General features: G+C 68.3%; 16 protein-coding genes and 2 tRNA genes. 6 read left to right on the forward strand and 12 right to left on the reverse strand.

Going from position 1 to position 18,772, the window contains the following annotated elements:
* The first annotated feature begins 19 nt into the window (after positions 1 to 19).
* Positions 20 to 430 (forward strand): SRPBCC family protein, encoded by a 411-nt coding sequence (locus tag ACFWVP_RS16310; protein ID WP_384497168.1) that lies wholly within the window; start codon positions 20 to 22, stop codon positions 428 to 430.
* 33 nt (positions 431 to 463) lie between these two features.
* On the opposite strand, the gene ACFWVP_RS16315 is transcribed toward ACFWVP_RS16310, so the two are convergent.
* From ACFWVP_RS16315 to ACFWVP_RS16325, 3 genes are all read right to left on the reverse strand, one after another.
* Positions 464 to 555, reverse strand: a tRNA-Leu gene (locus ACFWVP_RS16315).
* Positions 556 to 596: 41 nt separating this feature from the next.
* Positions 597 to 685, reverse strand: a tRNA-Leu gene (locus ACFWVP_RS16320).
* Between the two features lie 1,411 nt (positions 686 to 2,096).
* Positions 2,097 to 3,122 (reverse strand): ImmA/IrrE family metallo-endopeptidase, encoded by a 1,026-nt coding sequence (locus ACFWVP_RS16325; protein ID WP_384497170.1) that lies wholly within the window; start codon positions 3,120 to 3,122, stop codon positions 2,097 to 2,099.
* A 217-nt stretch (positions 3,123 to 3,339) separates the two neighbouring features.
* Between ACFWVP_RS16325 and ACFWVP_RS16330 the strand changes: the two genes are divergently transcribed.
* Genes ACFWVP_RS16330 through ACFWVP_RS16340 form a run of 3 tightly spaced genes read left to right on the forward strand, consistent with a single transcriptional unit; the run spans position 3,340 to position 5,861 of the window.
* The gene (locus tag ACFWVP_RS16330) at positions 3,340 to 4,287 is read left to right on the forward strand and encodes a CBASS cGAMP-activated phospholipase (RefSeq protein ID WP_384497171.1); all 948 of its coding nucleotides are present in this window, start codon (positions 3,340 to 3,342) and stop codon (positions 4,285 to 4,287) included.
* 7 nt (positions 4,288 to 4,294) lie between these two features.
* Positions 4,295 to 5,458: a cyclic GMP-AMP synthase DncV-like nucleotidyltransferase gene (locus ACFWVP_RS16335; RefSeq protein ID WP_384497172.1), complete on the forward strand. Its 1,164-nt coding sequence runs from the start codon at positions 4,295 to 4,297 to the stop codon at positions 5,456 to 5,458.
* On the forward strand, positions 5,430 to 5,861 hold the full coding sequence (locus ACFWVP_RS16340; protein WP_384497174.1) for a hypothetical protein: 432 nt from the start codon (positions 5,430 to 5,432) through the stop codon (positions 5,859 to 5,861). Before ACFWVP_RS16335 ends, ACFWVP_RS16340 begins: the two co-directional genes overlap by 29 nt.
* 1,267 nt (positions 5,862 to 7,128) lie before the next feature.
* Here the strand turns inward: ACFWVP_RS16340 and ACFWVP_RS16345 are convergent.
* The 9 genes from ACFWVP_RS16345 to ACFWVP_RS16385 form a co-directional block, all read right to left on the reverse strand.
* Positions 7,129 to 8,118, reverse strand: a complete 990-nt coding sequence (locus ACFWVP_RS16345) for a thiopeptide-type bacteriocin biosynthesis protein (RefSeq protein ID WP_384497176.1) — start codon at positions 8,116 to 8,118, stop codon at positions 7,129 to 7,131.
* Complete coding sequence (locus tag ACFWVP_RS16350) at positions 8,100 to 9,332, reverse strand: lanthionine synthetase C family protein (protein WP_384497177.1); 1,233 nt, start codon at positions 9,330 to 9,332, stop codon at positions 8,100 to 8,102. The genes ACFWVP_RS16345 and ACFWVP_RS16350 overlap by 19 nt, the downstream gene beginning before the upstream one ends.
* Positions 9,329 to 12,394 carry a lantibiotic dehydratase gene (locus tag ACFWVP_RS16355; protein WP_384497179.1) on the reverse strand — a complete coding sequence of 1,022 codons (3,066 nt, stop codon included), beginning with the start codon at positions 12,392 to 12,394 and terminating at the stop codon, positions 9,329 to 9,331. The genes ACFWVP_RS16350 and ACFWVP_RS16355 overlap by 4 nt, the downstream gene beginning before the upstream one ends.
* Before the next feature lie 94 nt (positions 12,395 to 12,488).
* Positions 12,489 to 12,695 (reverse strand): FxLD family lanthipeptide, encoded by a 207-nt coding sequence (gene fxlA / locus ACFWVP_RS16360; protein WP_250287672.1) that lies wholly within the window; start codon positions 12,693 to 12,695, stop codon positions 12,489 to 12,491.
* Positions 12,696 to 12,745: 50 nt separating this feature from the next.
* A complete protein-coding gene (gene fxlM, locus ACFWVP_RS16365; RefSeq protein ID WP_384497181.1) occupies positions 12,746 to 13,981 on the reverse strand; it encodes a methyltransferase, FxLD system in 1,236 nt (411 codons plus the stop codon).
* A 193-nt stretch (positions 13,982 to 14,174) separates the two neighbouring features.
* Complete coding sequence (locus ACFWVP_RS16370) at positions 14,175 to 14,747, reverse strand: hypothetical protein (protein ID WP_384497183.1); 573 nt, start codon at positions 14,745 to 14,747, stop codon at positions 14,175 to 14,177.
* 89 nt (positions 14,748 to 14,836) lie between these two features.
* A complete protein-coding gene (locus ACFWVP_RS16375; protein ID WP_384497185.1) occupies positions 14,837 to 15,037 on the reverse strand; it encodes a DUF5999 family protein in 201 nt (66 codons plus the stop codon).
* A 317-nt stretch (positions 15,038 to 15,354) separates the two neighbouring features.
* Positions 15,355 to 15,807 carry a DUF6415 family natural product biosynthesis protein gene (locus ACFWVP_RS16380; RefSeq protein WP_384497186.1) on the reverse strand — a complete coding sequence of 151 codons (453 nt, stop codon included), beginning with the start codon at positions 15,805 to 15,807 and terminating at the stop codon, positions 15,355 to 15,357.
* 39 nt (positions 15,808 to 15,846) lie between these two features.
* Positions 15,847 to 16,320: an ATP-binding protein gene (locus tag ACFWVP_RS16385; RefSeq protein WP_150832428.1), complete on the reverse strand. Its 474-nt coding sequence runs from the start codon at positions 16,318 to 16,320 to the stop codon at positions 15,847 to 15,849.
* Between the two features lie 175 nt (positions 16,321 to 16,495).
* Between ACFWVP_RS16385 and ACFWVP_RS16390 the strand changes: the two genes are divergently transcribed.
* Together ACFWVP_RS16390 and ACFWVP_RS16395 are read left to right on the forward strand one after the other, a co-directional pair.
* Positions 16,496 to 17,887: a helix-turn-helix domain-containing protein gene (locus tag ACFWVP_RS16390; protein WP_384497188.1), complete on the forward strand. Its 1,392-nt coding sequence runs from the start codon at positions 16,496 to 16,498 to the stop codon at positions 17,885 to 17,887.
* Positions 17,884 to 18,771: a phosphotransferase enzyme family protein gene (locus ACFWVP_RS16395; RefSeq protein ID WP_384497190.1), complete on the forward strand. Its 888-nt coding sequence runs from the start codon at positions 17,884 to 17,886 to the stop codon at positions 18,769 to 18,771. Before ACFWVP_RS16390 ends, ACFWVP_RS16395 begins: the two co-directional genes overlap by 4 nt.
* The last annotated feature ends 1 nt before the right edge of the window (position 18,772 follow it).

Below are 18,772 nucleotides of genomic sequence, written 5' to 3' on the forward strand. Positions count from 1 at the left end.
GGCCTGCTCTCCGGGCGGCGTGACCGTGGCCTCCGTCGTCAGGGAGATCACCATCGAGGCCAGTGCCGACGACGTCTGGGCGGTCATCGGGGACTTCGCGGAGGGGCCGCCTCGCATGGCACCCGATTTCGTGGTCAAGACGGAGCTGGCGTCCGCCGACGTACGGGTCGTGACCTTCGCGAACGGGGTGGTGGCCCGTGAACGGCTGATCTCCCGGGACGACGAGGCGCACCGCATCGTCTGGGCGGTCATCGGCGACACCATGTGTCCCGCCCACGACAACGCGTCATTCCAGGTCCTTGCCGAGGGGGAGCACCGCAGCCGCCTGGTGTGGATCCGCGACGTGCTGCCGGACGAGATCGCCCAGTCGTTCGCCGCGACGATGGACCAAGGGCTCCTGGTCATCCGGGAGACGCTGACGGCCACCTGAGCCGGGTGGGCTCAGGTGGCATGGTGAGCGAGCTGGCGGAGAGGGCAGGATTCGAACCTGCGCAAGCTGTGAGGCTCCTCCCGGCTTGCGCCGGGATCCCGTTGGGCCGCTACGGGAACCTCTCCTTGATCGTGCGTGGTGCTGGTGGTGGTGCAGGTGGTACTCGCGGAGAGGGCAGGATTCGAACCTGCGCAAGCTGTGAGGCTCCTCCCGGCTTGCGCCGGGATCCCGTTGGGCCGCTACGGGAACCTCTCCCCTTTGGTGCGCCTTGCTGCTCTGAGAACAACTATGGCAGAGCGCTCTGTCACCACGCTGACACGTAGCTGATACCCCCGGAGAGGCTCGCGGAAGGCGCCCCGGACGCGATGAAGGCCCGGTCCGCTTTCGCGGACCGGGCCTTCATCGATGAGGGTGAGTAACGGGACTTGAACCTGTTCTGTGTTCCGATTGTGACCTGCGGCTTTGCTGGGAAAGCGGACGAATGGGTGCAGATGTATGACGTGAAGTGCCGCGGTGTGCCGCTGTGTGCGATTCGGTTTGGCCATGGCCAAACGCCCTCACCGCGTAGGAGCCAGGTGGCGGTGGAGACGAGTGACGAATCTCCTGGCCGCGCATCTCCAGGAGAGCGACTGACGCGGACAGCGAAACGGCCCCGGAGCGCTTCCGGGGCCGTTTGCGAAGGGCGGAGGGCAGATTCAGGACGCGCGCCCGGTCGTGGAGCGGGGAATCGGTCGAAGGGCTCGGAGAGGGCTCGGGCCGATGGCGGCACAGGGCGCAGCCAGGTTTGCCGTGAATGGTTCTTGGTGAAAGAGAGCCACGATGCGTCGGAGGTCCCCGTCAGTGAAGCGGACGCGTCCCCCCAGTTTGCTGTGCGGCATCTTCTTGATGTGGCGGCGCAACCACGACTCATCAACTTTGAGGATGGCGGCGGCCTCCGCGTAACCGTGGAGTGAGATCGGTGGATGCACTTCTTGCGTCAAGGCGGTTCTCCTTCTTGCGACCGCCGCAGCTTGTACGGAGCGGTGCGCTTTGGAGGAGCCGGACTTGGCTGATAGGTGCCGTCAGGCTTGGCGGCTCATTGGGATTCGCCGAGATACAGATGGAGGCAACGTCTACCGGCTGGTGACGGCTGTACTGCGGAAGGTGCTTGGCCTGGAACGCCGGCATGGCGGCGAAGGCAAGAGCGCAGCAGGCGGCAGTGGACGTACTGCGACGGCGACATGGGGCTGACAGGCCATCAGGATCACTGACCTGCCCTACCAGGGCGTTATGTACCTTACAAAACGGACAACGTGCATGCGGGGTGCGCGTAGAGCCATAAGTGTCGCCGCCCGTGCCAGTCTCGTTGATGTCCTCGTTCCTTCCCCGGGAGGGCCCGAGGCAGAAACGGTCCGGATCTGGCTCGACTCACTGGACGACCAGGCGGTCGTGGAGCGTGCCGTCCGTCTGGGGGTGTACGCGGCCAACCGAATGAACTGGTCAGGGTGTGCTGCGAGCTGATCGCCGAAGCCCTCAGCCGCAACGAGCGCAACCCGAGCCCTCGCGCACGGACGACGGCGAGGCGTAGGAACGGGCAGCGGGCTGCCCCGGAGGTCCCGACGCCCTTGCACGGGGACGGCGTGATACGGCTGCGTACGGACGTCCTATGCGTACGCAGCCGGTGTGGTCATGCCGCTGACGCGACCTGGAGGCTTTCCACGATCTGAGACGGCAGGATCGCCCGTGCCGGGGCGCTGTCGGCAGAGGTGAGGTAGGCGAGGAGCCTTGTCGGTTGTTCCGGTCGGCCGAGAGGGACCGGTTCGACACGGCGCCATCCCCGGGTGGACGCCGCCTTGATGGCGGTCAGGTAGGTGTTCTCGCTCATGCGTCCCAGGGTCCGGGCACGCATGAGCAGAGCGGCCAGGGAAACCTGCCACTGCCGTTTGAGCGCGAACAGGGTCGGCCAGTCGACCGTGGTCGGCAACTGGTCGTGGATGTCCTCGGCGGGCATGAGGAAGGCCGCCGCGAACTGGTGGGCCTGGGTCTCGACCTCTTTGACACCCCAGATCTGCTCGCCATGCAGCACGAGGTGAGCGAGTTCGTGCGCGCTGTCGAAGCGGGAGCGGGCACGGTCGTTCTTGTCGGCGCCCAGGACGATGACCGGATGGTCGGGAAAGGGCAGGGAGAAGGCGTCGACGTCCGTGTTGCCGAGGGGAAGGCGGATCACCGCGATGCCGTGCATCTCAAGAAGTCCCACGATGTCGGGGACTGGCCCTGAGGGCAGCCCCCACATCGTCCGCACTCGGGCCGCGGTCTCCTCGATCTCGGCTCGTTCGGCCTGTAGTCCGCTCACGGGGAGCGTCGGCACGTCGCCGGCGCAGAACCGTTGCGCGGACGAGGCATGGACGGCCAGATCGTGGGCGACGTGAGCGATGGCCCGTGCGCGGCGGCGGTCGGGCACCGAGGTCCGGCGCAGTGATCGAAAGAAGCCTTCATGGCTTTCGATCATCGCTTCATGGAAGAACGTCGGGGGCACGCCAAGGACCGTGGCCAGGACACCGCTCGTGTCCTGGCTGGGCCGTGCCGCGCCGCTCTCGAACTGGCTGATCGCGGCAGGAGTGAGCCCGCTCTCGCGGGCGAGCTGCGCCTGGCTCAGCCCGGCTAGTTCGCGGGCGGTCCGCAGCCGAGAGTGCTCGAACGCCTGCGTGCTCATCTCTCCCCTTGTCTGACCTGTCTGATCTTGATCTCCACATCTTGGCGGAACACGGAAACCGCACACGCTCCAGGGTGCGTGGCTGACACAGACCTTACGACTTGCGTGTGGAAACCCGCACGGAAATATGTGTCGTGATATTAAGTACTCTCGATGGCGGAGATCCGGCCTCGGCGGGCGGAGCCTTCGAAAAACCCATGGTGCGGGGGCGGTTGAAGTGGCGGAGCGTTTCCAGATACTGGCCCTCGACGGCGGCGGCTTCCGCGGCATGTTCTCCGCCGCGGTCCTGGCCCGCCTCGAGGAGGATCTCGGTGTCCGCATCGCTGACCACTTCGACCTGATCGCGGGCACCTCGACAGGCGGGATCATCGCGATGGGCCTCGGGCTCGGGCTGTCCCCGCAGCAGATCCTGGAGTTTTACACCGAGCACGGGCCACGCATCTTCCGGGACCGCAGCCGCATGCGGAGCCTGAGGCACCTGGTGCGCGCGAAGTACAGCACGGAACCGCTGCGCGCGGCTCTTGCCCAAGTCTTCGGCGACCGGACCTTTGGGGAGAGCACCAAACGCTTGGTGATCACCTCCTACAACATCGCCGCCGACGACGTCTACCTCTTCCGGACCCCGCATCTGCCAGGCCTTAAGCGCGACTGGCGCGAGAAAGCCGTCAACGTCGCGCTGGCCACCTCCGCCGCGCCGACCTACTTGCCTGGGATGCCCCTGGACGGAGCACGACTCGTCGACGGCGGCGTCTGGGCGAACAACCCCGTCATGGTGGCGCTGACCGAGGCCGTGGGCCCGCTGTCCGTGCCCCTCGACACGATCCGGGTGTTCAGCCTCGGGACGACCATTGATGTCCGCCACCGCCACCGTCGTCTGGACCGCGGGGGCCTGCTGCCCTGGGCCGGCGACGCGGTCGAGGTGCTCATGCGCGCGCAGAGCGAGAGCGCCGCCAAACAGGTACGCCACTTCGTCGGCAAGGACAACGTGCTCCGTCTCAACCCAACGGTCCCCACCGGCGCTGTCGCACTGGACGACGTCGACATCAAAACCCTCTCCGGGCTGGCCGGACACGTCAGCCGGGATGCCTCCCCAGCCGTCCACCGCACCTTCTGCGATCACCTCGCACCCCCATTCGTTCCGCTGCACCCCGCTTGTAAGGAATGACGTGAACGTGCACCACCAGACTCGGTCTCACACTGACTCGCCCGAACAGATGCTCTCCATGCTGCTCGACGGCGCCGTGGAAGTACTCGACATCTCCCCGCACCTCCACGACACCGCGGTTCAGCGCTACAAAGAGGTGGGGACCTGGCTCGCCGAGAACGGCAGCCCCGGATGGGAGATCCACCCCCAGGGCTCCTTCCTCCTCGGCACCGTGGTCCGCCCGAGCACGGAGACCGGCGAGTACGACATCGACCTCGTCTGCCAACTCCCGCTGCAGAAGGACAGCACCGCGAAAGAGGAACTCAAGCAGCGAGTCGGCGACCAGCTGGTGGCCTATCGGCGATGGAAGCAGCGCCAGGGCCACACCGACGGTCCCGACAGCCTCGAAGCCCGCCGCCGCTGCTGGACGCTCGGATACCCAGGCTTCCACCTCGACGTTTTGCCAGCCATCCCCGACGAAGAACACCCACCCACAGGGATCTTCCTGACGGACAAGAAGCTCTACAAGTGGCAGAACGGGAACCCCCGCGGCTACGCGGACTGGTTCCACACGCGCTCGGAACTCTCCCGCGCCCTTCTCGAAAAGCGGCACGTGGCCAGTGTCGCGGAGGTCCCCGTCCACCACATTCGCAGCACCCTCCAGCGCCTCGTCCAGATCCTCAAGTGGCACTGCATGGTCTTCTTCGCCGAAGACCCCGACAACCGGCCGCCGTCCATCCTCCTGACCACGCTCGCCGGGCGCGCCTACCGCGGCGAGGACGACCTGTTCACCGCCGTGCGCAACGTACTCGCCGCTATGCCGCAGTTCATCAAGGTGGAAAGCGGCCAGTGGTGGGTTCCCAACCCGGCCCACGTAGAAGAGAATTTCACCGACAAGTGGAATGAATATCCTCAGCGACGCAAGGCCTTTCTTTCCTGGTTCGACGAGATCTGCATGAACATGGACACCCTGGCCTCCACGGAGTCCAAGGGCCTGGACCTGGTCCACTCCCACCTCGCCAAATACTTCGAGCCCGGCCCGGTAGACCACTCCTTCGCGCGCTACGCGACCCGCGTGAAGGCCCCCGTCGGCCAGCGCATGGGCGCCACCGGACTGCTCTCCACCACCGTTGTCGGTCCCCGCAGGAAGCCGAACAATTTCTATGGCCAGCATCCCGACGCGCGCGGTTAACCTAGGCCGCCAGATGGCCGCGATCAAAGCGGTCATCCCCAGCGCCCGAGGGGCCGTCCGGGGCGGTGAACTCACCTGCACGCTCACCCTGCAGCCCACCCCCGTGAGTAGGAACTACACGGTGCGGATCGCCTACCGTCACCGGCGCAGGCCACGCGTGACTGTCACCGACCCGCCGCTGGCGCTGCATCCGGACGCCACGGCGCTCCCGCACATCTACCCCGACGGCGACCTGTGCCTGCATCTGCCTGGCGAGTGGAGGGACCATATGTTCCTCGCGGACACGATCTTGCCGTGGACCTCGGCATGGCTTCTGCACTACGAACTCTGGCTGATCCTTGGCCGCTGGACCGGCACCGGCGACGCGCACGCAGTGCCATCACCCGCGAGCCGGATCCGATAAGCGATTCGCAACCCCAATCTCCTTCTCCGCCCATCGGGAGATGCGTGCGATGAGGCTCTGCCGCTCCCTTATCCCACGACCGACTCCCGGGTATGGCAGGGGAGGATCAAGCCCTGCGGCTAGGTAAGCCGCAGCCTATGGGGCCGACGTGGTGCGTCACCGGGTGAGCGATCATCCTGCAGCCCATCTGACAGCCGGAAGCTCCATGATGGCTCGCCTCAGCGAGCCCGAGATCCAAGACGGGCGGCGAAGCCACGTGCTAAGCGCGAGGTCGGCCTCCCTCAGCCGTTGAACGCCCGGCGCCAATCGACGCCGGGCGTCTCCCGGATCATGCGTGTCGAGCAGTTTCGGCGCGATGTCGAGTGTCGCGCCCGTGGCCAAGCACTCTGGGGGCGGCAGGGTGTAGGGCTTGGAGGTCTTCCTCTTGCCCAGGGTGTTGAGCAGGGCTCGGCCTGCGCGACGCGGGAGGCGTACTCCGCATCGAGGGCGGCGGCCAGGCAGGGTGTGCTCGCGGGCGACGGGCGGAGCGCAACTACCTGGGCCGTGAACCGGCTTTCCCGCGAGTGCACCGTGTTTCGCGGTCGCGGCGGACGAGAGCGTGCTCGTCAATTGTTGGAGACAGGCCGCGTCGCACTGTTCCTTGATGGACTCGATGAAGTTAGCGGCAAGCTGAGGGGCGCGATGGTGAGTGCGCTGGGGCCCGCGCCGTTCCGGTTGGTACTGATCTCCCGTACCAAGGAGGCTACTCTCACTGCTAAGAAGGCCCGGTTGGGCGGCGCCGTCGCCCTCGAGCTTCAGCCGGTGCAGCCCGCCGACGCTGCCGAGTAACCCCGGCGCCCGCTCGACGCGACAGCCGGGCCGCCAACCTGCCCCAGCCCACGAAATTCCGCACCTCGCAAGCACAGAGCCTCGTCAGCGAACCGACGAGGACTTATGAATGATCGAGGTTAGGGGGCGCAGAGCCGCATGGCCGGCTAGTCAAAATGGGCGACCGCGTCGTCACGGACCAGCGTGCCTGACCATTTTCTCAGCGCGGATCATTTCCAAACTTCGTTGAGAAACAAGGGCGGCAGGGGGGGAATTCGCCCGTTTGGCTGGCTGAGGGTGACGTACCGCAGGGCGCGCCAGCGTTGCTTGAATTCGGCGGCGGCGCGTTCACTGAGCGCACAGATGCTTCTGATCAGGCCGTTTGTGGCTCGTGTGTCCACGGGCAGGGCCTGCTCGGACTGGCTCTTGGGGCGCGGACTGGGACGTGGAACCCGAGCGCTCATGCCCCGTTCTCCGTGTGGAGGATCGCTGCCCTGGCTGCCCAGGCCAAGATGCTCTGTCCCCGCATGGACAGTCCTAGTCGGTTCCAGTGGAAGATCACGTGGTAGCTGAGTACCTGTCGCAATCCGCGGTCGAGCGTTCCGTCCTGGACTGCGTGGCCGAGTTTCTGCCCCGCGTCGCGGAAGGCGGTGGCCCACTCGGCGACGGGCTCCAGCGGTCCGCCTGGGCGCAGCAGAGCTTTGCTGTCGGCGAAGAGTAGGGGCCGGATCTCCCGCGCGCGGGCGTCGAGGCTGTCAGTTGGGACATCATTGATGGCTGAGCGGTGTTCTTCTGTGATGACGCGGTGCCAGACATCACCTTGCTCGTACCACTCCAGTTTGGCCGCGCGCATCATGAGCGTGCAGAGAAGGACGGATAGCTCGCGAGGACCCACGGCCAGGCTGCCGCGCTGCCGTAACTGCTGTGCCTCCAGGCTGTCAGTGATGAACAGGGCGTGCGCGGCCGTCATGCCGGCCGACCCTCCGAATGCCGCAGTCTCTGGCTCGTATATGCCGGGCCACCATCGTTGGAGATGCCCGGAGGAGACGAGGCGGTCCAAGTCGTGGCCGATAGTCAACTTGGCCCCGATTGTGGGCCGTAGGCGCAGGCGTAGACGCCAGCAGGGGTGCTTGCGTGTGTACCACCAACCGTCGATGGCGCCGGCGACTTCAGCGTCTCTCAGGACGGGCAGCACGTGCGTGGTGAAGGTGGTGTCGGCGTTCGCCCAGTTGGTGAAGTGGAGGTATGCCTGCCACCAGCCGGTGGTGGCGGAGTGACGGTCCAGGGCTTCTCGGCCGGCCTGGTCGTAGACCTTCACGGCATCGGACAGGGCCATGGCGTCGATCCGGTACTGGTGCGCGACGTCGGCGATCGGTAGGCCGGTGAGGACAGCGAGGACCGCGCTCTGAATAGGGGGCGGCTCCGCCTGGGTCAGTTGATCAGGAGACATGAGTCCCATCCGGTGATCGGGGCCTGCTGCGAGGCAGACGTGGTGAGGGCGAGCGCGGTGCCGGCGTCGCCGTTGATCAGCCCGGCCGCGTGGAGGCCGGGCAGCTGGGCGTGCGCTGCGAGAATGCCGCCGAGGCGTGCCGGGAGGGTACGGAGGCGGGGGTCGACAGCGTCGGCGGCTGCTCGGGTGACGGTCTGGTAGATGCCTGCCCAGCCGTGGCACAGGCCGGAGTCGGTGACGTGGGCCAGCTGTTCGGGGTCGGTCAGGGCGCTGTACAGGGCGTTCTCGTAGAACGCCTGGACGTCGGGGGCGCGCAGGGCGAGCCCGGCGAGTTGCCCGGCTCGTGCGATGCCCGTGGTTCCGTAGCACCAGCTCGGCCGGGTGGGAGCGTCGTGGTGCGGGCGCCCGAGGCCGAGGTCGCGGCGCGAGATGTGCTCGGGCCACCAGGGACCAGAGGGACTGAGCTGGCACCAGGCGTCAAGGTGTTCGCAGATGCTCCATATGGCTTCGCGGTGGCCGCTGACGGTGATGCCGCGGCGCATGGCCTGGGCCAGCAGGAGAAGCGGACCGGTGATGCCGTGGGCTGCACCGAAGTTGCCGTGGCCGCCCGGGAAGTGGGGGGACTCGCCGCGGGCCGGGTCGTGGCGGACCCACCAGCCCGGCAGACCGCGGCCGTCGGGGACGAGGGGGCGGGTCAGGGCAACGAGGTACTTCAGGACCCGTTCCAGGGGGAGCCCTTCGGGGTCGGTCCGCAGGAGGTACGCCCCGATGCCGGTGAGGCCGTAGAACAGGTCGTACTCGGCGAACGTGGGCAGGTCGCCCTTGCGGATGCGGGTGAGCGCGGCGTCCACGCGGCGGTGGGTCAGGTCGGTGATGTGCTGGTGCAGGGTCCGGCGCGCCGGGTCGTACAGGTGCTGGAAGGACGGCGGGACGGTGGTGAGGACGAAGCCGAGGGCCGGGGCGCCGAGGAACAGTCCGGCGGTGTCGGCCGCGCTGATGTGCCCGGCCGCTGCGGCGGTGATCCATCGGTGGGCGGGGCGCCAGGAGCTGCCGTGACGGCTGGCCATCTCGATGTGCAGCAGGCTGATTCCGGCGGCGCCGTCGGCGAGGGACTGCACGGCCCACGGCTCACTCGGGGGCAGGGGAGCGGGTTGTGCGAGGTGGGCGGTGTACTGCTCCAGGATCGTCGCGGTGGTGGCAGCCGGCGCGGTCATCGGGCGGCCATCCGGTGCTGGAGGGCCGCGGTTCGTACGAGCCGGATCGTGGTCTCCTCGGCGCGCGGGTCAACGCCCAGGGCCCGGACGTGGTGCTGATGCAGGAGCGACCGGGCGACGCCGAGGGGATCACGCTGACCGGTCAGGGCGTTCCGGTAGGTGTCCACGGCGACGGCGCGGGCCCGCCATGCTTCGGCGACCGCAGGGCCGCCGGGGAGGGCCGCGAGCGCGGAGGCGCCGTTCGGCGCGGCGAGTTCGAGCACCTGGGTACGCAGGGCCCGGTTCAGTCGCCCCGTGCCCCGGGGGAGGTTGCGCACTAACCACTCCTCGGCCGCGCCGTTGTTCGGCGCCAGGGCGGTGACGAGGTGCAGGGCGCTGGCCGCGGCGAGGGCCTGCGGGGCGAAGGCGTCAGTGCGCTCGGTGAGTTGGATCTGCGCGAGGGCGGCGGCGGAGTCTGCGGCGAACACCTGGTGCGCGGCGTCCATGGCTGCCTCGCTGCCGAAGCGCCCAGCCTGCGGCTGGTAGGGAGCCAGGACGAGCCCGGCCGCCAGACCGGTCCCGTGCAGGCTGTCCGCCCAGGTACGAACGTGTTGGGCGGCGGCCCCGTATGCGTCCGGCGGCAGGTGCAGCGTGACGTCGAGGTGCTGGTCGGCGTCCGGGCGGGCCATCTCCCGGTGCCGGGTGAACCACCAGACCGGCGGGGTGTCGCCGAACGCGGCGAGAAGGCTGGGCAGGTGGCGGCTCAGGATCTCGTCGTAGCGGCGCGGGTGGGCGTGGAGCTGCGCGAGCAGGACGTCACCGGCGCCCGGAAGGTGCCGCCCGGGGGCGGGCGGGGCGGCGGGGCGCGGCCGTGGCACATCGGCGGTGTCCAGCTGCAACCGGCCCAGAGAGAGCCAGATCTCGTGTGCCCGTCCGATCCAGCCGTGGGCGTCTGCGTCCGGGACTTCGCGCAGCTCAAGACGCCGGGCGTTGTCGAGGTGGGCGCGTAGGGCCCGGCGGTGGACCGGATGGGACAGGTCGAGGGGGAGGCGCTGGTCGTACTCGATGATGGCGACCTGCATGGGGACCCGCAGCCGGTCCCGCCAGGCGGTGAAGACGCTCTCCCACTCCTCGGTCGAGGCTTTGCGGCCGGGCAGATCGGCGGCCATCAGCAACCATCGGGCCTGCGTGAGGATGGTGCGGCGGTAGCGCACGCGCGGGAGGAACGGGAGCCGAGCGCCGGCGCCGAAGTCGAACGGCTTGTAGGCGGCGTACCGCCCGTTGGCCACTTCGGCGAGGAACCGGGCCAGTGGTGGTGTCTGTGTCCCGCCTTCCAGGGCGTGCAGAACCCGCACGTCGATGCGCCGGCCGGTGGAGAGCTGCACGAGGTGGAAGCTGCGCGGGTCCGCGGTGACGGCGATGTCAGCGAGAGGGATCGTCGTCTCGTCCGTCTCCTGGTGGCCGGACAGCTCGACGACGTGCGGCAGCAGCCGAGGCGTACGGGTGACGTTCTCGTTGCGGTGGCGGCGCGGCGGGAACACGAGCTGCGCCGTGAGGCCGTCCGGCGCCCCGTGATACGTGGCAGCGAGCGCGTCCTGATGCTCGGGCGGCAGGACGTGGGCGAACCGGCCGGCCATGCTGCTGCCGGGGCGGGGGACCGCGGTGAGGAGGACATCGAAGGTGCCGCTGGACAGTGCCCGGGTGCTGGGTGAGTGGACTTCAAAGGCGGCCTCCACCCGGGGTACGAACAGCCGCTCGTCCTCTCCGGCGGCCTTCTCCAAGGCGTCGACCATGTCGTCCGTCAGCCGCAGTTCATCGCGGCCGTCCAGGAGGACTTGCTGCATCAGCGCGAGCAGCAGTTCATCGCGGTCGGTGCGCACCTTCAGGGCGGCGCCACGTTCGGAGCCGACGTATCCGGCGGGCAGGCCAAGGCCGCTGTCGGCGACCAGGTCCATCACCGGCACCAGGGCCCCGACGCCGTACCAGGCCCGGAAGCGGCGGTGGTAGTCGCGCCAGTGCTGGTAGCCGTAGGGCTGCGGGGTGGTCCGGTAGAGGGCCGACACGGCTGCTTGCACTTCCGCGATCACGGACTGCGGGAGCTGGGTCTCGCAGTCGAGGGCGGTATCAATGAGCAGCGGGGTCGGGGTGACGGTGGTGAGGGCGCGCATCCGCGCGGCGACGGCGCTCACGCTGGTGTCGGAAAGCGTCGGCTGGTGGGCAGACACCTCGTCGCGCAGCGCGTACAGCGCGTGGACCAGGTCCCGCACCTCGGGGACGTCGTCCGCCTGGTGCCGGTCCAGTTCGCGGCACAGGTGCTGAAAGCCGTCCACGGTCGTCATGGGCGCCCAGAGGCTGGTGATGAGGAACTGCTGCTCGACCAGGCTGGTGAGAAGGGCGTCGATCTTCTCCGGTGTGGCCTGCGGGAAGCCGTCGCGCAGGTGGCTGTGGAGGTCGCCGTAAGGGATGGCGGTGCGGGCCGCGTCCATGGCGGCGGCCACCGGCCGGGCGTTGCGGACGGATATCTCGACCGGGGCCAAGAGGACGGCGTGACCGTCGGAGGGTGGGCCCGGCGCCACGAGCCGGTCACCGCGGGCGCGGGCGGCGTTGTTCGCGACGAGCGGCAACCGCTTCAGCAACGCGGGGGTGCGCTGGAACCGGAGAACCATGTCGGTGACCCATTCGGCGTCCGGCCGGATCATCGCGCGGTGCTTGTCGCGCCACCGCGCAATCGCCCGGGGCCCGACGGACACCGGGGCGATGCCGGCGAACAGGCCGAGCGGGGTCGGCCGGTGCTGCCACCGCAGGAGATAGGAAACCGTCGACAGCGCGGTGCGGCGGACGTGACGTGGCTCAGTCTGCCGACCCCGGACGACGGCCTCGATGGCGTCGGACAGCACGGGGGTGGCCAGCTCCAGCGCGTTGCGAAAGTCCTCGCGCTGCCAGATGCGGTTCAGCCATCCGCGGGTGACGGCCACGTTGTCCAGGTCGAGGGTACGGGGGATGTCTGCCGGCCCGGGGCTGGTGGTGGCGCGCAACATCGCAACGCCTTGCCACTGGTATCCGGCGGCTGCTCGGGAAGCCATGAGGCCCTTCCATGAGGCGGCGCGGGGAGGGGAGAGGGGCCCGTGGGCCGGGCGAAGCGCTTCGCCCGGCCCACAGATGAGGGGTCGGCCTGGATCAGGCCGGGTCCTCCGTAAAGGAACCGCAGGCGGAGGCACCGGTCGCGCAGGTGGTGCCGCAGCCGTCGCCCGTGGAGCACATGAGATGGCCATACGAGTGCTCGGCGATGACGACCTTCACGTCCAGGGGCGCGAAGTCGTCGTCGTCCAGGCCCGCCAGCGGGGCGGGCGCGACCGGGGGCGGGGCGAGAGTGGCGCTCGTCATGATGTGCCTTCCTCTTGTTGGGGTGGTGCGGGACGCCCTGGCTCCCGGTGTTACGCCGAGGGCCAGGAGAGCGAGATCCGGCTGTGCACCTTGTCGATGACCCGGTCGGCCGGGATCTGGTCATCGGGAGTGCTGGCCGGATAGACCCGGATGACCGGGCTGGGGCCGCCGCGCCGGTTGGCCTCCCAGTCGCGGAGCACGTCGGCGATCCTGTCGGCGAACTGCTCCGCGTGCGGGCCGAGGGCATGCACGCCGTACTCCAGGTGCTTGTTGTCCTCGGTGCGGCGGGTGACGAGGTAGGCGAAGGTGTCGTCCTCGACGGCCGCGAGGGCGAACCGCTTGTTCACCGGGGCGACCAGGCCCGTGTCCGTGTTCTCATCGACGGCCATCGTGCAGAAGCCCGGCAGGCTGATCGCCATCGCCATCTGGAGCGTGTCGATGAGTTCCTGGATGCGGACGGTGACGCCGGTCCACAGTTCGTGGCGCGGAAACGTGACGGCGTTGTCGAGCCGGTGCGGGTCGGCAGGCAGGCCGTCATCGAACTTGAGCCCGATCTCCGGGGTGCCGTTGACGAGGAGGAGTTCTTCCCGGTGGGCGTTCGAGCCCTGCATCGGGACGAAGCCGCAGATCCGCGCCGACTCGCTCTCCAGGCAGGGGCCGTGCTCGCCCTTGACCTGGGTGAAGGCGACCGACCGAGTCAAGCCCCGCATCCGCAAAGGGACGACGAGCCGGCCGCCCTGCCTGAGCTGCGCGGTCCAGGCCGGGGAGATGTCCCAGGCCCCGGCGGTCACCATCACGATGTCGACCTCACAGAGGTCCGGGATGGGCTCGGCGGCGTCGGCGGTGACGACGTGCACCCGGCCGTAGCCGTGCTCGTTCAGGAGCCGGCGCGCGCGGTCGGTGACGACGGGGTCGATGTCCACGGTGACGACTTCACCGTCCTCGCCAACGAGTTCGGCGAGGTAGGCCGCGTTCAGCCCGCCTGAGCCGATCTCCAAGACCCGCATCCCGGGCTCCACCCGGGCCTGCTCCAGCATCATGGCCTGGATCTGCGGCGCGGAGACGGAGCTGAGCTGCACGCCGTGCTCGTCCGTCTTGGTGATCACGGCGGCGTACGTGTCGTACGCCTTGTCCAGAGGGGTGTCAGGGGTGAACTCGTGCCGGGGCACCTTACGCATCACCGCTTCGATCTCCGGGGAGGAGATATTGCCGTCCGCGCACAGTTCGTCCACCACCTTGTTCCGCAGGCGGGTCGCCTTGTTGGGTTCGACGGTCGTGTTCGTCATGGACTTCCTTCGGTCGTTCGTGTTCAGGGGTGGGTCGGCACGGCGTGCCGGGGGGCTATCGGCGAACGCTCTCCGTTCTCGTCGGACCGACTGCGGACGGCGGTGTCGTGCCGGACAGCTCGCGAGGGCTCGGCGCCGGTGGTGAGCCGCCCGGCGGTCCTGTCTGTACCACTCAGGAAGGCCGGGCGGCCGTCTATGCGGCGGGCACAAGATCGTCCAAATTGACGGCCTCGTAGTCCCGCAGTTCGCGTACGAGTTGGCTCGCCAGGAACCAGCCCAACTGGGGATGCCCGTACGCCACGGGCGCGTCGTCGTCCTCAACAGGAAGCGGCTCCAGGCCGGTGGCGGTGAGGCGGTACCGGGAGCCGATGACACCCCAGACCGATGTCGCCCGCGCGCGGAAGGCGACGTGGCCCTTCCGCAGATGCGGGCACAGCTCTATGGCTGACCGCAGGTGCTTCAGACACACCGGTGGCTGGGCTGTCCTCATCGGCTCACCGGCGCGGTGGGATGCTTCTTCCGTGGCCCCGGCGAGGAAGATGTATCCCTGCTCGGTCTCGGCCGGACAGAAGCCGACCTGGCAGCGAAGCTGCTCCATCGTCTCCCGCTGCCGGGTGGGGTTGACCAATCGCCACTGCGGCTTGCCCGTCGGCTTCCCGGCCGCGTTGAGTGACTGGGAGCACCGCGCCCACAGCTCACCACGCGGCCCACGGTTAGCCGGGGTCTCGTCCTGGTAGGCGAGACGTACGGCGCCGAAGGCGTTCATGCTGAGCGTGAGTTCCGACTCAAGCCCGCCGTACTCGCCCTCTCGCTGGGTGATATACGGGACGAGTCGAGACGCTGTGCTGGTCCGCTTCACGCGACTGCCCTCATCAATTCGAGGGGCCGGTGCGGGGCGATGACACGGCCGTCGGGGAGGAGTTCCCCGGTGTCCTCGAAGAGAAGCACTCCGTTGCACAGCAGGCTCCAGCCCTGCTCAGGGCGGTGCGCGAGAGGTCGCGCGGCCTCCCTGTCGGGAGCCTCAGCCCCGGGGCACGGCGGGTTGTGCGCACACATGGTGCTCGTCCTCTCGGGTGGGAAGTCGGGCCCTCTTCGGCGAGCTACGGTGCCGTGGGGGAACACGGAACGGAGATTGCCGAAGTAGGAGTTGTGTGGCGCCGCTGCATGAAGTCGGTGATGGCTGTTCCGCTGTAGCCGTAGAAGCCGACCAAGGGCGGTGACGCTACGGTCGCCCCAGAACATCGGTGGCTTCTCTCCCCACTCGATAACGGGGCAGGCGTCCAGGCAGGACGAGTCGAAGTCGTACGCGTCGAGCGGAAGGGATACCGCCGTGGCGGTCACGGGCGGGTGTCTGACGGCGCTGGGGTTGTGCATCACTCCGCCTCCGTGATGTAGCGGGCTTCGATCAGCTCTTCGACCAGGTCGGAGGTCACGAAGGCCAGGCGACGAGCAAGGCCGACAGCCTGCTGGTGTGCGGCCGGCGTTCGCTCGCCCCTCAGGGGGAGCCCTCTTTCAACGAGCTGGACCATCACCCGGGTGGGCGGAAACTGCTCGTCCGCGAGGGCGATGTCGCTGAGCTGCTTCAAGTGGCTGCGGAGGCGGTCGACCAAGGCGCCGGCCGTCGTGACCGGCGGCGGCTGATTGCCGATTGCCGTGTCGAGGTCGTCGAAGACTTCCTCGACATCGAGCGGCCTCCAGTCCTTGATCCGCTCCAGGACGGACCTCAAGCCCTCTGCATCGAGTGGAGGTGTCCACTGCGGGATGCTCGGCTCGTCGGCCGGCGGAGGAACCACGTCGTTCTCCGGAACCAGAGCGGTGAGGGACATCGGGACTCCTGTAGAGGGCCAAGTGCCGGCCGTGGGGGGCTAGAAGTGTTCGGGGGTATCCGGGGTCCCTATGAAGACCCACACGTCCTTGCCCGCTGGGGTCACGGATACGGACGTGTCGTCGGCCAAGGCGCGTAGCAACAACAGACCGCGCCCCTCTTCGGCCAGGGGGTCCGGAGACGCGTAAACGGGCGGGCAAGGGTCCTGATCGCGGACGACGGCGGTGACTCCGTCCGGCACCTTCTGGAGGAGCAGGCTGGCCATCCGGTATCCATCGGTGTCCGCCGCAGTGTGCTGCAAGACGTTGGTGATCAGTTCATTGACCACGGTCAGCATGCGGTGCGCGGTGCTGTCGTCGACGCGCCACCAGCAAAGGTGCGCCGCGACGATGCCCCTGACGGTTCCCAGATCTTCGGCCCGGACTTCGAAATTCATGTCGAGTTGACCGCCCACGCTTCTGGACGTGGCTCGAACAGAAGCGTCCCGATCGCGGGTGCCGACGAGTAGTTCCATCGCTGCTTCCTCCGTTCTGCCAGAACCCCTTCAGCAGGGGTGGGTTGCGGTGTGTACTGGACTGGAACCGGTCAGCAACCATTTAGGCAGAGCGCACCGAGAGCGTGCAGAGCCTGATGCCGACAGGTGAGAAGTTCGGCATCAACGACTTCGGGGACAGAACATGCCGCAGCCAATGAAGCAGCTCGATCCGGGTGCCTCCCCCCAGGAGTGGTTCGGCAACGAGCTGCGCAACCTGCGCCTGGAGCACGGGCTGTCAGCCAAGGCGCTGGGACGGTTAGTGCAGGTCAGCGACGACATGATCTTGTCGATCGAGAAGGGGAAATATCCAAGCTGCCGTCGCGACGTGGCTCAACGGCTCGATGATGTCCTCCGTACGGGAGGGCTGTTCGACCGCGCGTGGCCGATGGCCTTCGGTAACCGCGATGCCGATAGAAAGCGCGCTGATGCCGATAAGGCATCCACGGGAAGGGGGGAGGGGCCCGCTCATGTGCCGGCAGGCCGCATCCTGGGCAGAGACGATCCAACTCTTCGCCCTGGGAGCCATGAGCCCGTGATTCGACGCTCGTTCCTCCAGATCGGTGGCCTCGCCGCCATCGCCCCCCTCGACCTCACCGAGGCCTTCACCCCCGCCGAGTTGTCTCTCCCGGCGAACGTCAACCCCGGACACGTCGACCAGGTCTTGGCCGCAGCCGCCGCTATCAGCGGCATGGACAACGAGCTGGGCGGCGGTGGCATGGTGCGTGACGTGGCCGGTCGAGCGATGCAGTGGTCGGCGGGCCTGCTGCAGGCACAGTGCCCCGAGCACCTGCGAACCGAACTGTTCGCCTCCGTATCGCGACTTGGCATCGTGGTGGGCGCCTCCGCGTTCGATGCCTACCACCACGAGGAAGCCACCCAGACGTTCCGGTTCGCAGCGGACTGCGCCGAGGAGGCCGGCGACTGGCATCTACGAGCCAAGACGTATTCGTTCCTTGCACGGCAAGCCGTATGGATCGGAGCCCCCGACGACGGCCTCACCTACGCGGAGAAGGGACTCGTGCGCTCCGACCGGTTGACCGCGACGGAGCAGGCGATGCTTCACACGGCACGGGCCAGGGCTTTCGGGAAAATGGGGAACGTGCGCGACACCATGGCGGCCGTCGGCGCCGCGGATGAAGCGTTCGCCCGGGCCCGGCCTGCCGAAGAGGCGCCGTGGATGGCCTATTACGACGAGGCACAGCACAACGGGGACACAGCTCATGCCCTGTTCGATCTCGCGATCCTTGCTGGACAGGACCCGGGCCGGGCAGCCCGCCGATTCGGCACAGCGGTGAAGGGACACACCGACGCCTACAAGCGATCCCGTGCGATCTCGCGCACCAAACTGGCCTCCCTGATCATGGCCAAGGGCGACCCCCGCCAGGCAGCGGCACTCGGCCACGAGGCCCTGGACGAGGTAGGCCGGCTCACCTCCCGGCGAGCGGCCGACGACCTACGGCAGCTCGGCCGTTTCGCCTCGAAGCATCAGACGGTCCAAGAGGCTTTCGGGCTGCGCGAGCGGATCGCCGCTACGGTTTCCGCATGACTTCTCCGGCAGCCGCCCCTGCGCGTCACGTCCTGGAGCAGGCATGTTCCGCAGTCGGACTGGATTCCGTCGGGGCGGAACCGCTACGGCTGGCCGAGAACCAGATATGGCGGCTACCGGGCAGGCGGGTGATCGTACGGATATCACGGGCGGGCCAGAGCGACGCGGCGGCCCGTGAGGTCCGTGTCGCGCGTTGGCTCGCCCTGGAGAACGTCGCGGCAGTTCGCCTGGCCGACGTGGAGCAGCCGGTCGAGGTGGGCGGCAGGCCAGTGACCTTCTGGGTGGAACTTCCACCGCAACAGCACGGCTCCGTTCAAGATGTCGCCCAACTCCTGGCGCGGCTCCACTCCTTGCTCATGCCAGACATAGAGCTGGGGTACCTCGATCCCTTCGTCCGGGTCGGCGAACGACTGCATGCAGCCACGACGATCCGCGACGACGACAGAGAGTGGCTGCACGGACTCCACCGCGACCTCGCAGCGGCCTGGGCCGAGCGGCCGGCCGGCCTCCCCGACCGGGCTGTGCACGGCGACGCCTGGCCCGGCAACTTCGTCCGCACGGCCGACGGCATCATCATGATGGACTTGGAGCGCTTCTCCGTGGGGCCTCCGGAGTGGGATCTCGTATCCACCGCAGTGCGCGCGAAGACCACGGGCGCGGTCACCATGCGCGAGTACGACCAGTTCTGCGCGACCTACGGCCACGACGTCACGGCGTGGGAGGGCTATCCCATCCTCGCGCGCGCCCGGGAGCTGCGGATGGCGACGTACGCCGCCCAGTACGCGGCCGGCAACGAAGAATGGATCAGCCAAGCTCAGTACCGGATCGACTGCCTGCGCGGTCGATCCGGTCCGCGGCCGTGGACGTGGACCGGAATCCTCTGAT

It is taken from the genome of Streptomyces sp. NPDC058637 (assembly GCF_042717325.1).
GTDB lineage: Bacteria > Actinomycetota > Actinomycetes > Streptomycetales > Streptomycetaceae > Streptomyces.

Bases quoted from the DNA above. Each gene is read 5' to 3' on its own strand.
- ACFWVP_RS16325 (WP_384497170.1), bottom strand. From the start codon at position 3,122: ATGAGCACGCAGGCGTTCGAGCACTCTCGGCTGCGGACCGCCCGCGAA.
- ACFWVP_RS16340 (WP_384497174.1), top strand. From the start codon at position 5,430: ATGGCCAGCATCCCGACGCGCGCGGTTAACCTAGGCCGCCAGATGGCC.
- ACFWVP_RS16345 (WP_384497176.1), bottom strand. From the start codon at position 8,118: ATGTCTCCTGATCAACTGACCCAGGCGGAGCCGCCCCCTATTCAGAGC.
- ACFWVP_RS16350 (WP_384497177.1), bottom strand. From the start codon at position 9,332: ATGACCGCGCCGGCTGCCACCACCGCGACGATCCTGGAGCAGTACACC.
- ACFWVP_RS16355 (WP_384497179.1), bottom strand. From the start codon at position 12,394: ATGGCTTCCCGAGCAGCCGCCGGATACCAGTGGCAAGGCGTTGCGATG.
- fxlA (WP_250287672.1), bottom strand. From the start codon at position 12,695: ATGACGAGCGCCACTCTCGCCCCGCCCCCGGTCGCGCCCGCCCCGCTG.
- fxlM (WP_384497181.1), bottom strand. From the start codon at position 13,981: ATGACGAACACGACCGTCGAACCCAACAAGGCGACCCGCCTGCGGAAC.
- ACFWVP_RS16370 (WP_384497183.1), bottom strand. From the start codon at position 14,747: ATGAACGCCTTCGGCGCCGTACGTCTCGCCTACCAGGACGAGACCCCG.
- ACFWVP_RS16375 (WP_384497185.1), bottom strand. From the start codon at position 15,037: ATGTGTGCGCACAACCCGCCGTGCCCCGGGGCTGAGGCTCCCGACAGG.
- ACFWVP_RS16380 (WP_384497186.1), bottom strand. From the start codon at position 15,807: ATGTCCCTCACCGCTCTGGTTCCGGAGAACGACGTGGTTCCTCCGCCG.
- ACFWVP_RS16385 (WP_150832428.1), bottom strand. From the start codon at position 16,320: ATGGAACTACTCGTCGGCACCCGCGATCGGGACGCTTCTGTTCGAGCC.
- ACFWVP_RS16390 (WP_384497188.1), top strand. From the start codon at position 16,496: ATGAAGCAGCTCGATCCGGGTGCCTCCCCCCAGGAGTGGTTCGGCAAC.
- ACFWVP_RS16395 (WP_384497190.1), top strand. From the start codon at position 17,884: ATGACTTCTCCGGCAGCCGCCCCTGCGCGTCACGTCCTGGAGCAGGCA.